The organism is Hyphomonas sp. (assembly GCF_041398465.1).
Taxonomy (GTDB): domain Bacteria; phylum Pseudomonadota; class Alphaproteobacteria; order Caulobacterales; family Hyphomonadaceae; genus Hyphomonas.
The window spans coordinates 159,938-174,203 of record NZ_JAWKUS010000002.1 but is presented as its reverse complement, the minus strand read 5'-3'; the positions used below and the strand labels follow the sequence as shown (position 1 = coordinate 174,203).

Annotated in this window: 15 protein-coding genes; 7 read left to right on the top strand and 8 right to left on the bottom strand. The window is 59.6% G+C overall.

Annotation, left to right across the window (positions count from 1 at the left end):
* Positions 1-41: 41 nt before the first annotated feature.
* The gene (locus R3C98_RS07495) at positions 42-1,628 is read left to right on the top strand and encodes an AMP-binding protein (protein ID WP_371313497.1); all 1,587 of its coding nucleotides are present in this window, start codon (positions 42-44) and stop codon (positions 1,626-1,628) included.
* A 6-nt stretch (positions 1,629-1,634) separates the two neighbouring features.
* On the opposite strand, the gene R3C98_RS07490 is transcribed toward R3C98_RS07495, so the two are convergent.
* The gene (locus tag R3C98_RS07490) at positions 1,635-1,973 is read right to left on the bottom strand and encodes a winged helix-turn-helix transcriptional regulator (protein WP_371313496.1); all 339 of its coding nucleotides are present in this window, start codon (positions 1,971-1,973) and stop codon (positions 1,635-1,637) included.
* Between the two features lie 57 nt (positions 1,974-2,030).
* Between R3C98_RS07490 and R3C98_RS07485 the strand changes: the two genes are divergently transcribed.
* Positions 2,031-2,630 carry a 2-hydroxychromene-2-carboxylate isomerase gene (locus tag R3C98_RS07485; protein ID WP_371313495.1) on the top strand — a complete coding sequence of 200 codons (600 nt, stop codon included), beginning with the start codon at positions 2,031-2,033 and terminating at the stop codon, positions 2,628-2,630.
* 770 nt (positions 2,631-3,400) lie between these two features.
* Here R3C98_RS07485 and R3C98_RS07480 read toward each other — a convergent pair.
* Entirely contained in the window at positions 3,401-4,399 is a 999-nt protein-coding gene (locus tag R3C98_RS07480) for an adenosine kinase (protein ID WP_371313494.1), read from the bottom strand.
* 83 nt (positions 4,400-4,482) lie between these two features.
* On the opposite strand from R3C98_RS07480, the gene R3C98_RS07475 reads away from it, so the two are divergent.
* Positions 4,483-5,364 (top strand): RimK family alpha-L-glutamate ligase, encoded by an 882-nt coding sequence (locus R3C98_RS07475; protein ID WP_371313493.1) that lies wholly within the window; start codon positions 4,483-4,485, stop codon positions 5,362-5,364.
* Here R3C98_RS07475 and R3C98_RS07470 read toward each other — a convergent pair.
* Together R3C98_RS07470 and nth are read right to left on the bottom strand one after the other, a co-directional pair.
* Positions 5,361-6,131 (bottom strand): YdiY family protein, encoded by a 771-nt coding sequence (locus R3C98_RS07470; protein WP_371313492.1) that lies wholly within the window; start codon positions 6,129-6,131, stop codon positions 5,361-5,363. The genes R3C98_RS07475 and R3C98_RS07470 overlap by 4 nt on opposite strands.
* Before the next feature lie 232 nt (positions 6,132-6,363).
* Positions 6,364-7,116 (bottom strand): endonuclease III, encoded by a 753-nt coding sequence (gene nth, locus R3C98_RS07465; protein ID WP_371313491.1) that lies wholly within the window; start codon positions 7,114-7,116, stop codon positions 6,364-6,366.
* A gap of 58 nt (positions 7,117-7,174) precedes the next feature.
* Between nth and R3C98_RS07460 the strand changes: the two genes are divergently transcribed.
* The 4 genes from R3C98_RS07460 to R3C98_RS07445 all read left to right on the top strand — a co-directional run bounded on the left by R3C98_RS07460 (position 7,175) and on the right by R3C98_RS07445 (position 10,493).
* The gene (locus R3C98_RS07460; protein WP_371313490.1) at positions 7,175-7,663 is read left to right on the top strand and encodes a DUF2244 domain-containing protein; all 489 of its coding nucleotides are present in this window, start codon (positions 7,175-7,177) and stop codon (positions 7,661-7,663) included.
* A 100-nt stretch (positions 7,664-7,763) separates the two neighbouring features.
* Positions 7,764-9,098 (top strand): cytochrome P450, encoded by a 1,335-nt coding sequence (locus R3C98_RS07455; protein WP_371313488.1) that lies wholly within the window; start codon positions 7,764-7,766, stop codon positions 9,096-9,098.
* Positions 9,099-9,175: 77 nt separating this feature from the next.
* On the top strand, positions 9,176-9,847 hold the full coding sequence (locus R3C98_RS07450) for a nitroreductase (protein WP_371313487.1): 672 nt from the start codon (positions 9,176-9,178) through the stop codon (positions 9,845-9,847).
* 43 nt (positions 9,848-9,890) lie between these two features.
* Complete coding sequence (locus tag R3C98_RS07445) at positions 9,891-10,493, top strand: DUF1287 domain-containing protein (protein ID WP_371313486.1); 603 nt, start codon at positions 9,891-9,893, stop codon at positions 10,491-10,493.
* 3 nt (positions 10,494-10,496) lie between these two features.
* Here R3C98_RS07445 and scpB read toward each other — a convergent pair whose 3' ends face one another.
* Genes scpB through R3C98_RS07425 form a run of 4 tightly spaced genes read right to left on the bottom strand, consistent with a single transcriptional unit; the run spans position 10,497 to position 14,188 of the window.
* Positions 10,497-11,501, bottom strand: coding sequence for an SMC-Scp complex subunit ScpB (scpB, locus tag R3C98_RS07440; protein ID WP_371313485.1), 1,005 nt, complete (start codon positions 11,499-11,501; stop codon positions 10,497-10,499).
* Positions 11,494-12,327, bottom strand: coding sequence for a ScpA family protein (locus tag R3C98_RS07435; protein ID WP_371313484.1), 834 nt, complete (start codon positions 12,325-12,327; stop codon positions 11,494-11,496). The genes scpB and R3C98_RS07435 overlap by 8 nt, the downstream gene beginning before the upstream one ends.
* A complete protein-coding gene (gene nagZ, locus R3C98_RS07430) occupies positions 12,324-13,361 on the bottom strand; it encodes a beta-N-acetylhexosaminidase (RefSeq protein ID WP_371313483.1) in 1,038 nt (345 codons plus the stop codon). The genes R3C98_RS07435 and nagZ overlap by 4 nt, the downstream gene beginning before the upstream one ends.
* Positions 13,361-14,188 (bottom strand): SPOR domain-containing protein, encoded by an 828-nt coding sequence (locus R3C98_RS07425; RefSeq protein ID WP_371313482.1) that lies wholly within the window; start codon positions 14,186-14,188, stop codon positions 13,361-13,363. The genes nagZ and R3C98_RS07425 overlap by 1 nt, the downstream gene beginning before the upstream one ends.
* Between the last annotated feature and the right edge of the window lie 78 nt (positions 14,189-14,266).

The following is a 14,266-nucleotide window of genomic DNA, read 5'->3' as shown; positions in this document are numbered from 1 at the left end:
ATGTGAGGCGGAAACCGCCCACGAGGAAACCAGAGCCGCTTATGACCACGCTACCGATCCCGGCACCATTGCCGTATCGCCCTGCGCGAACCCGCACTGACCTGTTTGCCGCCCTCATGCGGGCTGCGGGCGAATTTGGCCGCAACAAGACGATCATCTACGACATGGTCGACGGCGAAGAGCGGCTGCTGAGCTACAAGGACGTGCTGCGCGGCGCGTTCGGACTGGGCTCCGCGCTCGCTGCCAAGACGAAAGCCGGCGAATCGGTGGGGATCATGCTGCCGACCGGTGCGGGTGCCGTGATCGGCTTTTACGCCCTGTCGGCATATAATCGCGTACCGGCAATGCTGAATTTCACCGCGGGTTCCCGGAACCTCAAAGCTGCCATGCGTGCAGCCGAAATTACAAAAATCGTGACTGCACGAAAATTTATCGAAATTGCGGGACTCGAAGCCCTGGTGAAAGACCTCTCCCGCGTTGCCGAGATCATCTATCTGGAAGACGTTCGCGAGAACCTTTCTCTGAAGGACAAGCTTGCAGCTGTGATCGGCCCCTTGGCCCCCAACCTGATCCGACGCAAGGCGCGCTACAAGAGCCCCGGCGTCGTTCTCTTCACGTCCGGCACCGAAGGTGAGCCCAAGGGCGTCGTGCTGAGCCATGAGAACGTCATGGCAAATGTCGAGCAGGTCCGCGCCCATATCGGCCTCGACGTAAATACGGACAAGTTGTTCAACCCGCTGCCGACGTTCCATTGCTTTGGACTGACCGTAGGCGCGATCCTGCCGCTCATCGCTGGTATTCCGGTCATCTTCCACCCCTCGCCGCTGCAACCGCGCGAGATCGTGAAACGTATCCGCGAGACTGGTGCGTCGATCCTGCTGGCGACGGATACCTTCATATCCCAATACGCTCGCGTTGGAGCCGATGGCGACATGAGCTCTATCCGTCTCGCCGTTTGCGGTGCTGAACGCGTGAAAGACGAAACGCGCGCCCTGGTCCGCCGGAAGTTCGAAATCGAAATCCTGGAAGGTTACGGTGCCACCGAAGCCTCTCCCGTCGTCGCGGCGAACCAGTGGGAACGCAACAAGCCCGGCACAGTAGGCGTGCTGATGGCAGACATGGATCATCGCCTCCTGCCGGTGGACGGCATCCCGGAAGGTGGCCGACTTCACATCAAGGGCCCGAACATCATGATGGGCTATCTGCGCCCATCCGCTCCCGGCGTACTCGAAGCCCCCGACGATGGCTGGCACGACACCGGAGACGTCGTCGCCATCGACGAGGACGGTTTCATCCGCATCATGGGGCGTGTGAAACGCTTCGCGAAGATTGGCGGCGAAATGGTCTCGCTCGCTGTCGTTGAGAACTGCGCAAGCGCCATCTGGCCAGACAATCTCCACGCGGCCGTCGCCATGCCAGACCCGCGCAAGGGCGAGCAGATCATCCTGCTCAGCGACTGTCCCGACTGTAACCGCGAAGAGATCCTTGCCTGGGCGCAAAGCCATGGCGTACCGGAAATCTCAGTCCCGCGCCGGGTCTATCATGTTGATGAGATCCCCGTGCTTGGCACCGGCAAGATCGACTACGGGTCTGTGCAGAAGAAAGCCGTCGACCTCGCAGAAGCTTGATCGAGATCAGGCGTTCGTCGACCGGCGCACCGGCATGTGTTTCTTGCCCCAGTCCTTCAGAGTCATGAGTGCCGGAGCAAGCTCCTGCCCCTTCTCCGTCAGGACATAGTCATACCGTTTCGGCCCGGCCGAATACTGCCGCCGTTCCAGGATGCCCGCCTCGACAAGCCGCTTCAGGCGTTCGGCGAGAATGTGCCGGGTCATGCCGCTCGACTCAATGAACTGCTCGAACCGCGACAGGCCGAGGAAGCAATCCCTGAGGATCAGCAGCGTCCACCGGTCGCCCACGACAGAAAGCGTTCGCGCGACCGGGCACCAATTATCCGAGAGTTCTGTCCATTTCATACTTGCATGCCTAACCTGATTTGCCTTAGTTCCAAAATGAAACTTATGGAGGACCGGATGACCAAGGCGCTTGAGTTCTATTTCGACTATATCAGCCCCTATTCCCACATTGCCAATGCAGCAGTGAAACAGCTGAAGGAACGCACCGGCGCGCCCGTCGAAATCAAGCCCATGTTCCTAGGTGCCATCATGCAAGGCACCGGCAACCGTCCGCCAGGCATGGTGCCAGCCAAGAACACCTACATGCTGGCTGACCTGCAGCGCTGCGCAAAGCGCTACGGCCTCCAGGTTCGCATGAACCCCTATTTCCCGCTGGTCAGCACGCGCGACCTGCTGCGCGCCACGATCGGCCTTGCTGGAGATCCGGCCAAGCAACAGCGCTTCATCGACGCCTGCTTCAGCCACATGTGGGAAACGCCGGAAGCCCTGAAACCGGATGACGATACTTCGCTGAAGGCGATGTGCGACGCGGAAGGCTTCGACTTCGACGAAATCAAAGCGCTCGCCGGCGACGAAACAAACAAGGCGATCATGAAGGACAACACCGACACCGCCCTGGCACGCGGCGCCTTTGGTTCACCCACCTTCTTCGTAGGCGACGAAATGTTCTTCGGGCATGACCGGCTGGACTATGCCGCCGAGGCGCTAACCGCTTGATCCGCTATCGTCCGGCATAATCCGGCTAAGTCCGTTATGATCATGGCGCAGTCATATGTGATCCTGCGCCAATCACGTGTCATCCCGGAATTTGCACCGCAAATATCCGGGACCCGGCGCTCTAAAGAAACCAACTCTCCGCAAATACCTGCCTGCGCAGGTGTCTGCGGCAAACTCTGTCCACCACTTCAGCCTCCCCATCCTGCAGCAGTCATTGCCGCAAAAAGAAACCTGTCCGGCACCTCCGCTCACTGACGTATAGTGCGCACGATGTCACTCCTCTCGCCACCCGCCGGCTTCCCGGCCCATCTTGTTTGTTTCTGGCCCCTGATCTGGGTCCAGATCTTGATGCTTCGCGCCGCCATACGCGCAGCTTATGGGAAGGGTGTGAAGTATCATTGGAGCGTCAGCCCGAATGGCCGGGTTTTCCTGGCCTCGATCGACTGGATTCCGGGGCAAAAGAAACGGCGGGTGCACTTGCAGCCCGCCGCATATTCAAATGCCCGCCTCGCGGACGCCTGCAACGGAAAGGCCTACGCCCCTACCCACATCACCACCCTCTCAATCTCCGCTCACCCTGGCGCAGGCAGGGATCCAGAGTCACTGCGTGTGATGCTTGCCGCACTAAATCCCGGCCTTCGCCCGGCTGAGGGCGGTCTGGGAACCTTGCCTCTGCCGGAAACCTGACGCCGATTCACATCCCTGCAAATCCAACCCATCCACAAAGCGCCCTCACCGGCGCCGCAGGTGCTGGGACAAATGTCTCAGGCTCAGACGAAGATGCCTGCCGCATCGGCCAGCACCTTGTAGGAGACCGCCGGGCGCGGCCCGAAATGGCTGATCACTTCCGCTGCCGCGATGTGGCCGAGACGCGCACAGGTCGCCAGCGGCAAGCCGCGTGACATACCGAACAGGAAACCCGCCGCGTACTGGTCACCCGCGCCAGTCGTATCAACGACTTCCTTCACAGGCACGGCTTCGACCGCGATCGGTTCCCCGTCTCCAATGACGACCGAGCCCTTTTCGCTGCGTGTCACCGCTGCCACGGCAGTGTCCGCCTGCAGCGCGGCCATCGCCGCGTCGAAATCTTCCGTCTCGTAGAGCGCAAGCAGCTCTTCCTCGTTCGCAAAGAGGATATCCACATTGTTCCGAACCAGCTGCAGGAAGCTCGGCCGGTGACGGTCAACGCAGAAACGGTCCGACAGGGTCAGCGCAACCTTACGGCCCGATGCCTTTGCGGTCTCCGCAGCAAAGATAAACGCTTCCTTGGCTTCATCCTTGTCGAACAGATAGCCTTCCAGATAAAGGATGCCGCCCGCTTTCACGACATCTGCATCGACGTCTTCCTTGGAGAACAGCACGGAAGCGCCGAGGAAGGTATTCATCGAGCGGTGACCATCTTCCGTCACGAAGATGATGCTGCGCGCAGTCGCAGGACCATCTGTCAGCGGCGGGGTCGGGAACGGCACACCGCCGGCTTCCATCTCACGCTTGAACTGGGCGCCAAGTTCGTCGTCCGCCACCTTGCCGATATAGGCCGCAGAGGCCCCGAAGCTGGCGAGACCGGCAATCGTATTCGCACCGCTTCCGCCGGACGTGTAAAGTGGATCCTTGGCCACTTCGGTCAACTCGTGTGCGCGCGGTTCTTCGATCAGGTTCATCGCATTCTTGTGAATGCCCCATTCAGCCAGGAAGACCTCGTCCGCACGGGACAGGACGTCCACGATCGCATTGCCGAGGCCTACAACATCGTAACGGACTTCCACCATTCGGATTCTCCTGCTGAGTACCCCGGCGCCATTGCCAGAGGCAGGCGCTGGACGCAACCGGCAGGCGTGCTAAATGCGCGGCCATGAAAATCGCCTACATCGCTTCCCAGGTCACCCTTCCCAGTTCTCCGAACCGGCGGGAGGATGCATTCGAACATGATCTCATGATGGACTCTCTGCGTCCGGCCTTCGCGGCCCGCGGCATGACGATCGAAGACATCGCCTGGGACAATTCAGACGCCGACTGGAGCAGCTACGGCGCCGCAATTGTCGGCACAACATGGGACTACTGGGACCGGCAGGATGAGTTCCTGTCAGCTCTCGCCCGGATCGAATCCAAAACCCGGCTCTACAATCCGGTCAGCCTCATCCGCTGGAACATCCACAAATCCTATCTGCGGGAACTTGAAGCAAAAGGCGCGCGGATCATACCGACTGTCTGGCTGGACAAAGCCGACGCCAAAAATATAGCTGCGGCCTTCGCGATGCTGCAGGCCGAAGACCTCGTCTTCAAGCGCCAGGTTGGTGCCGGTGCCGAAGGCCAGCATCGCCTGAAACCCGGGGACGCCGTACCAGACATGCCCCACCCGATGATGGTCCAGCCTTTCCTGCCCTCCATCCAGAGCGAAGGTGAATACAGTTTCATCTTCATCGGCGGCGATTTCTGCCACGCGCTGGTGAAACGCGCCGTGCCGGGTGACTATCGCATCCAGTCGAAATATGGCGGCAAGGAAACGCCAGTCGATCCGCCTGCGGAAGACCTCAACGATGCCTCGGCCATCATCGCCATGCTGGATGAAGCGCCGCTCTATGCCCGTGTCGACATGGTGCGCGGCGAGGATGGTCACCTCGTGCTGATGGAGCTCGAAGCGATCGAGCCTTATCTCTATCCCGTCGAAGGCCCGCGCCTCGGCGACATGATCGCCGAGGCCGTGAAGAAGCGTCTGGAAACTGCGCCCGTCTAGTGCTTGCCGAATTTGTAAACGACGCCGATCTTGGTCGCGGTGTCGGTCGTCTCATAGCCGTCTGGCGGATTCGTATCGTAGCGCGTATCGAATCCGAAGCGGGCTGAAAGCGAGCCGTTGATCTGCGCGGTCAGCGCGAGGCCATTACTGATCTGCGTCGACTCTTCCGCATAGAGGATGTCGGTAACGTTCGAGAGTTCGACCTTGTCGTTGAGCGCCCAGGCAAACTTGGACTTGCCAACAAAACCGACCGACGTCACCGTTTCTGCCGGAATGACCAGAGGCGCGCCGAGATTGTCCACCGTCACGACACGCTTGACCTCGTCCACCTTCACACCCGGACCGCCACGCACAACCCACGTCACAGGGTCCAGACCGAGGAAGCGATAGCCGAGACCGCCACCAACAAAGGATCGGCTGTCAAAGCCGGTAAATTGGTCGACCTCATAGGAAGCGCGAGCGAACGAGAAAACGCGGTCGCTGATCGCGTAGTCGATATTGGCGCCAAGAAAGGCTCGGTTTCGGCTCTCGAGGCCGTCCTGCTCGCCATAATCGACCTGACCTTGAAGGCCATAATCCCATTTGCCTGTGATGTGATCCACATCGAAGGTCAAACCGATATCACGCGTGTCCGTATTGCCGCTTGTCATACCGGCGCTGAGTGCACCTTCGCCGGACCAGCCCTCGACCCGTTCATCTTCCGCATGAGCGGACAAGACCAATGCTGACAGAACAACGCCCGCTGCCGCGCAGATAATATACTTCATTGCTACTTCCCTTATTCTTTCGTTCGCTCTTCATGCTTGGCGTGACGCAAGCGTAGCGAAAATGAGGCGAACTGGAGGCCAGCGATTCGTGCGGCCACTCCACCTCTTCAAGCATCGCATCCTGTCGTAAATGCGCACTTAAATATTCTTTCACCCAATACTTCCGTGTTCGGATGTAAATCTTCGCCAATACACGCCTTCATACGCCTCACCCAGGCGAGCGGATCGGCATCTATTTGTTCTTTCTTGATTTCGGTGCTTTTGGCCCGAGCGATGAAACCGTAGCGGGATCAGGAGTCTTCGGCGAGTATTTGCACCATTCAGCGATCACACACCGCCAGCATTCGGGTGTCCGCGCCTTACAGACATACCGCCCGTGCAGGATCAGCCAGTGATGCGCGCCCTTTTTCCATTCAGGTGGCGTCACGCGTTCCAGACCCGCCTCAACATCGTCCGGAGTCTTGCCAGGCGCCAGCCCAGTCCGGTTGGAGACGCGGAAAATGTGCGTGTCGACCGCAATGGTCGGCTCGCCGAACACTTCATTCATGACAACATTTGCGGTTTTGCGGCCTACACCAGGCAGAGTCGTCAGCTCTTCGCGCGTTCGCGGCACCTCACCGCCGTAATCGTCGATGAGCTTCTGGCTAAGGGCGATCACATTCTTCGCCTTATTGCGCCACAGTCCGATCGTCTTGATATGATCGGCAACCCCCTCTTCGCCGAGCGCCAGCATCTTTTCCGGCGTGTCCGCGATCTCAAATAGTTTCCGGGTCGCCTTGTTCACGCCGACATCGGTCGCCTGTGCCGAAAGCGCCACAGCCACGACAAGGGTGAAAGGATTGGAATACTCCAACTCGGTCTTCGGGTCCGGCCGGTCATGCGCCAGCGCGGCGAAGATCTTCTCCGTCTTCTCAGGTCCAAGCGTCCGGGCGGCCCGCTTTTTCCTGGGTTTCGAGGGAGGGTTCTTCTGCGGCGATTCTGTCATGCAAATTGTCTGTCAGGCCGCTTCCGGCGGGGCAAGAGCGTGATAAGTATTGTTCCTGATGCCCGACACCGATGAAATCATCTATTTTGACGCGCTTTTGACGCCAAACCGCTCCCTGTCGGAACGCGGCTTCGCTGTTGTTATGGGCATTGTCGGTGCTGTCAGTTTCCTGACCGGCATGGCTTTCCTGTCCATGGGCGCCATTCCGGTGATCGGCTTCTTCGGTCTGGATGCTCTGGCCATCTGGCTCGCATTCCGTTGGTCATTTCGGAAACAGCGCGAGGAAACCCGGATTCGCATTACGGCCAGCAGTGTCGACATGATGCATCGCAAGGCTAACGGGACCGAAAAACGCGTTTCCCTCCCGGCCGGATTTGCACGTGTGGAACTCGACGAGCCGCTCCGTCCTGATTCGTGGTTGCGTATTGAACATGGCCGCACCGGATGGGTCATAGGTCGCTTCCTGACCGTCCCGGAACGCAAATCCCTGGCTGACGCCATGAAAACCGCCCTCCACAAAGCGCGACTTGAACGCCACACCGCATAAAAATGACGCAAGCGTCATGGTTTTTTCAAAACGACCGTGGTATAAAGATTCCAAGCGAGCAGACCGGTGCCAAGGGAGACCGGTAAAAGGAGGATATTAAATGGCTGCCGATACCGTTCATTCCATCGACCATCCGGCCCTCGAACGGCCGAAAGTTTCCGACCGGGATCCCCTTCATGAAGGTTATCTCCGCATTGGCGAAGAAGTACCGCCGGCATCCAGCCTCGACCTGAAAACGCTTGATGTCGTGGACCCGGAAGTCTGGCGCCAGAACAAAATGTGGGACCGTTTCGACCGCCTGCGCAAGGAAGACCCGGTGCACTACACGCCCGACTCCTTCGTCGGCCCCTACTGGTCGGTCACCACTTATGAAGACATCATGGCGGTGGATACCGACCATAAGCGCTTCTCTTCCAGCTGGGAGCATGGCGGCATCACGCTCGGCGAACCACTCGAGGATTTCGAGATGCCGATGTTCATCGCCATGGACGAACCGCGTCACTCCGAACAGCGCAAGACGGTCCAGCCGGCCGTCGCGCCAAACATGCTGAAAGAGTACGAGCCACTCATCCGCTCGCGGACACAGGGCCTGCTAGACAGCCTGCCGGTTGGCAAGCCCTTCGACTGGGTCGACACGGTCTCCATCGAACTGACCACGATGATGCTCGCCACCCTGTTCGATTTCCCCTTCGAAAACCGCCGCCAGCTGACTCGCTGGTCGGATGTCGTTACGAACATGAACAACCCGGACATTTGTCCCGGCGGCGAAGAGCAATGGAAGCGCGAGATGCTCGAGTGTCTGACGACATTCATGCAGATCTACCAGGAACGCCAGGCCATCCCGCAAAAGAACGACCTGATCAGCCTTCTCGCGCACGGCGAGAAGACGAAGAACATGACGCCGATGGAATTGCTCGGCAACGTGATCCTTCTGATCGTCGGCGGCAACGACACGACCCGCAATACGATGACGGCCTCGGTCTGGGCGTTGAACAAGTATCCGGAACAGTTCGAGAAGCTTAAGGGCGACCTTTCCCTTATCCCGAACATGGTGTCGGAAACGATCCGTTGGCAAACGCCGTTGGCTTTCATGCGCCGCACGGCTCTGGAAGATGTCCAGCTGCGCGACAAGCTCATCAAAAAGGGTGAGCAGGTCGCCATGTGGTACATCTCGGGCAACCGCGATGAGAAGTTCTGGGACAAACCGAACGATTACATCATCGACCGTGCAGACGCCCGCCGCCACCTGTCCTTCGGCTTCGGAATTCACCGCTGCGTCGGCAATCGTCTTGGCGAGCTTCAGCTGCAGATCCTCTGGCAGGAATTGATGGAACGCTTCGATCATATCGAAGTTCTGGACGAGCCCTCCTACACCGCGGGTGCCTTTGTCCACGGCTACACCTGGATGCCGGTAATCCTGCACCCGAAAAAATAGGTCCGGGCCACAAGCCTGTTGGCTGACCCGGCGATAAGCCGTTAGACCTCCCTTCAGATCCTGATGGGAGGTTTTTCATGGACGTTTCCAAAGCAGTCGACCAGCGCATTTCGACCCGGGCATTCCTGCCCGATGCACTTTCCGAAGCCGAAGTCCGCGAATGGCTGACTCAGGCCCAGCGCGCGCCGTCCGGCGGCAACGTCCAGCCCTGGCGCACGATCGCCGTGACCGGACAGGCGAAGGACGATGTCATCGGCATGGCGGCGCCGATCCTGGCTGCAGATCCCCGTGGCCAGAAGACAGACCGGCCGATCTATCCGAAAGACCTGTGGGAGCCGTATGAAGCCCGCCGCCGGCGCGTCGGAGAGATGATGTATGAGGCCCTCGGCATTCCGCGCGAGGACCGCGCCGCGCGTCTTGCCTGGTTCTCGAACAATTTCCGCTTCTTCGGCGCCCCGCTTGCCGTTTTCCTGGTGATCGACGAGCGCATGGGTCACGGACAATGGGGGCACGCAGGCATGTATCTGCAGACCCTCGCCCTGCTCGCAGAAGAGCGCGGCTGGGGGACTTGCTTCCAGGAATGCTGGGGTGTGCTGCGCCCGGCGTTGAAAGAGCATTTCAAACTCGCTCCAACCGAAATGATCTGGTGCGGTGTCGCCGTCGGAAAGCCGGACAGGGCACATCCGGTTAATTCATTGCGGGCCGAACGCGCCGACATTGACGAAATCGCCGAGTTTCACGGCTTCTAGATTTCGCCGCAATCCTGCCGGAACTGCCTGATCTGATCTGCGCATGCAAACGCGCCGGTCCATGCTCGCCTCCATTGTGGCTTTGCCGCTCCTGCCGGATACGCTCGGAGAGCGGTCATTGCCATTCGAGGCGCGGCTCTCGAAAGCAGCCCGATCCCAGATCGGCGTGACGCGCACCTATGATGCCGCCTATGCCAGCCTCAACTATCCGTTGGGGGACGTTGCCCGATCAACCGGCGTCTGCACCGATGTTGTCATCCGCGCCTATCGAGATGCTTTTGACGTCGATTTGCAAGTGCTCGTCCATGACGACATGAAAGCCGCGTTTGTGGACTATCCCACGATCTGGGGCCTTAGCCGTCCGGACCGGAACATCGATCACCGCCGAGTCCCGAATCTTGAGCGCTATTTCGAACGACAAGGTGCCAGTTTGCCCTTGCCCGGCACACTTGATGGCTGGCAGCCTGGTGATCTGTATACGATGCGTTTAGGTGGACGCCTTCCCCATATCGGGATCGTTTCGGACAGGCGGACATCTTCCGGCCATCCATATGTGATCCACAATATCGGCGCCGGCACGCAGGAAGAGGACATCCTCGGAATGTTCGACGATGAACGTCGTTTCCGTTTTGAAGTAACCGGCTGACGCCTAATCGTCGTCGGTCCACTCGGAGATTGGTTGTTCCGGTGTCCGCTCTTCCTTGCGGAGGCGCATTACGGCCGCCTTGATATTATCACGGTCGAATTCCTGTTCGTCTTCCCCGGACCGGACGGGCGCGCGTGTATAGGCAAAGACGCTGATGCCGTCGTCTTCATCCTCACCCGGTCCTCCCACGACATCTTCCGGTTCAGGGACCGTTTCAGCTGTTGCCTCAACATCCTCTTCATCCGGAGCATCATCCATGAAGTCTGTGACGAAAGATTCTATCTCTTCGGTATCGCCGCCGGCATCAACCAACAGCTCTTCTTCGCTGAGCGCTTCTTCGTCCGGCATCTGGAAGCCGTCAGGAATTACGTCGGATAGAAGGCCCTCGGCTTCGAGATCCGCCTTGCCCGGCAGTGTGCTCAGGCTTTCGAGGCCAAAATGCTCAAGGAACGTATCGGTCGTACCATAGGTCAGCGGCTGGCCAGGCGTCTTACGGCGCCCCTTGATCTTGATCCATCCGGTTTCCATCAGCGTATCGATTACCGCTTTGGAAACTGCAACCCCGCGTACGGCTTCGATCTCCGCTCGCGTCACCGGCTGGCCATAGGCGATAATCGCGAGTGTCTCGAGTGCCGCCTGGCTGAGTTTTTTCTGGACCTGACGTTCTTCCACAAACAGGTAGGACAGGTCCTGCGCGGTCTGGAATCGCCACTTGCCCGCCACTTCCACGAGGTTCACGCCGCGGTTCACATAAAGCGCCCGCAGGGTCATGAGCACTTCGGCGGCTTCTACACCGTGCGGCAGGATCTCGGCGATCTGCGTTGCCGACATCGGCTCTCCGGCTGCGAACAGCACAGCTTCCGCCCGGCGCACGGCTTCGGCCAGCGCGTCGGTCATGTCGTCATGCAGCGCCTCTTCCGACCGGCGGAAAGCCAGCGCGAGCTGCGTGACCGCGCTCGGTTTCTTTTCGGCTGGCGTTTCGTCGTTCATCTCAATCTTCTCAAACATCTGCATGGCCGCCCCCTTGCGGGTGGTTTTGCGCATTTCGCAGGTACAGCGGCGCGAAATGGGTGTCCTGCCGGACATCGACCTCACCATCGCGCACAAGTTCCAGCGCCGCGGAGAAAACGCTCGCCGTAACCGACCGAGTAGGCAGCTCCGGGTCAACATCCGTCATGGTCAGGCTGATTTCGTCAAGCGAAGACCACTGTGCCAACTGTCCTCGGAGCTGACGGAGCGTTGTCCGTGCCAATTCCAGCGGCAGGACCATCTGTTGTTCGATCACGTGAGGACGTTCTTTTTCTTTGCGGTCACGGATTGCGCCAAAAGCCTGTGTCAGCTCGTAGAGGCTCGCGTTCCATTCCGTGTGGCGGATAACCTTCGGCTGTTCCGGCATACCGCGCAGGAAGACGACATTGTCCAGGATGGGACCGTTCTGCAGTTCCTTCACCGCATCGCGCATGGCGTCCAGACGCTTCAGTCGGAAGGCGAGGCGCGCCGCCATCTCTTCGCCCGTCGGCTCGTCTTCTTCCAGCTTTTCCGGCTTCGGAAGAAGGAGCCGGGATTTCATGAAGGCCAGCCAGGAGGCCATCAGCAGATAATCGGCGGCAAGATCCATCCGGCGTTTTTTCGCGTCTTCGATGAATACGAGATATTGCTCTGCCAATTCGAGCATGGAGAGATGCAGCAAATCGACCTTTTGACGGCGGGTGAGCTCCAGCAACAGGTGCAGCGGGCCTTCATATCCACCGACATCAACACGGAAGATATCCTGAATATCGGCCTCTTCCATGTCGGAAGAGAGCGTCTCCATTGTGACGGTATCAGAGCTCATACGCCTGCCCCCACATGCGGGAACAGTTCGTGGAACCGCTTCCAGGCGGTAGCTGGCTCCAGCGGTTCAGCCTGTTTCGCGATGGCGTCAGCAGCCTCTGCTCGCTCGGCGGAGCGCCCGTTCAGAACCGGCGCTGCTTCGGCGACTTCCGTCATTTCAGCGAGGATGTCTGCCGGATCCTTCAGAAAGCCGGAACAGTGCAACAGCACGTCACAACCTGCAGCGATCGACGCATGCGCGCGATCGGTGAGGCTGCCGCCCAGTGCCCTCATCCCCAGATCATCGGTCATCAGAAGCCCATCAAACCCGATTCGGCCCCGTATGATCTCCTGAATCATGTAGCGGGATACAGTCGCGGCCTTGCCCGGGTCGTAAGCCTCGTACGCAATATGCGCTGTCATAGCCATCGGCGCATCGGCAACCCGGGAAAAGGCCTCGAAATCCTTCGACAGCTCATTGTCTCCGGCCGTCACGCGCGGCAGCTCAAGATGGCTGTCCGCCATTGACCGGCCATGCCCGGGAATGTGCTTGATCACGCTCGCGACGCCACCCGCGTGGAGACCGGCGATTGCCGATTTGGCGAGGTCGGCGGCCTGCTCGGGCTGCGTCCCAAATGCCCGGTCGCCGATGACGTCGTGCGCCCCCGGGACAGGCAGATCCACGACTGGCGAGCAATCGGCGTGAATGGACAGGCCAGCAAGTTCCGATGCAATCAGCCGGTGTCCTAGCCAGCAGGCCTCACGGCCCAGCTCAGGGTCTTTTCCGTAAATTGCTGCGTAGTCCGCCCCACGCGGAAAAAGCGGCCATTCTGGTGCTTTGAGCCGCGCCACGCGGCCACCTTCCTGGTCGATGAAGATCAGTGTTGCCCGGCCTGTGGCGTCCCAGATGTCGGCGACCAGCCTGCGCACCTGGTCCCTCGACACGCAGGAACGGCCCATGAGGATCACGCCCCAGGGATTCTGCGTCCTGAACAGGTCCGCTTCGCCTTGTGTCAGAACGGGTCCTGATACGCTGAGAATACAGGCCTTCGCCACTATCCGGTCACCACAATGCAGTTGTCGCCTTGCGCCTTCAGCGCGTCGCAGAAGGCGTCCGCTTCCGTTTTTTGGCTAAAGCCACCAACACGCAAGCGGTAGAACACACCCTTGGCGCCGAGATCGGCACGCTGGATGTGTTTTCCGGCACCCCGATAGAGATCCGGGTGTGCAGCCGCAGATTTGCGCCACGCGGCTTCCGCAGCGTCCTCAGTGCGGAATGCCGCAACTTGTACCAGGTACAGCCCACCCTCACTGAAGGCGAATTGAGGTGACATGTCTCTTGGTGGCGGTGGCGGCGCGCGGGTGACCGACATCGGTGCGAGCGGCTCCGATTCGATTCTCCGGTCCGGACGGCTGAGATCCGCCAGCTCTGCAACTTCGTCAGCCACCGAGTTCGGCATGCCATTGTCAGGATCGCTGCCGTCCATATCGTCGTCGTTCGGGCGCAAATCGATGGGCGGTCCACCCTGCAACAGGTCCGATCCATCGCCATTGTCGAGATTGGCGAGATCAGGCACGCGCTCAGACGCATCCATTTGGTCGTAGAAGCGCTTGTCAGTATCCCGCACCTCCAGGCCGCCACGCTCATCCGGAACACGCTTGTAGGGCTGGGCATCTGCTATCACGCTTGGCAGGCCCGCCCCATTGGAGCGCACGCCCTGCCGGTAGGTGTTCCAGACGACCGCGCCAAACACGAGCAAGACGCCGATTGCGAGCGCCAGGATCAGAGGTCCACGCGCGGTTTCATCATCACGGATGTCGAATCCGCGATAGTCATCTTCGAATGGTGAAGCCTCATCGGCGCCGTAACGGTAGCGACTCATGAAACGCCCCTTCAGTCCTGTTTCCTGAGGTTAATTTTTAGGCGCGTTTCGTTAACGGCAATTGAACGGGACCGCTCC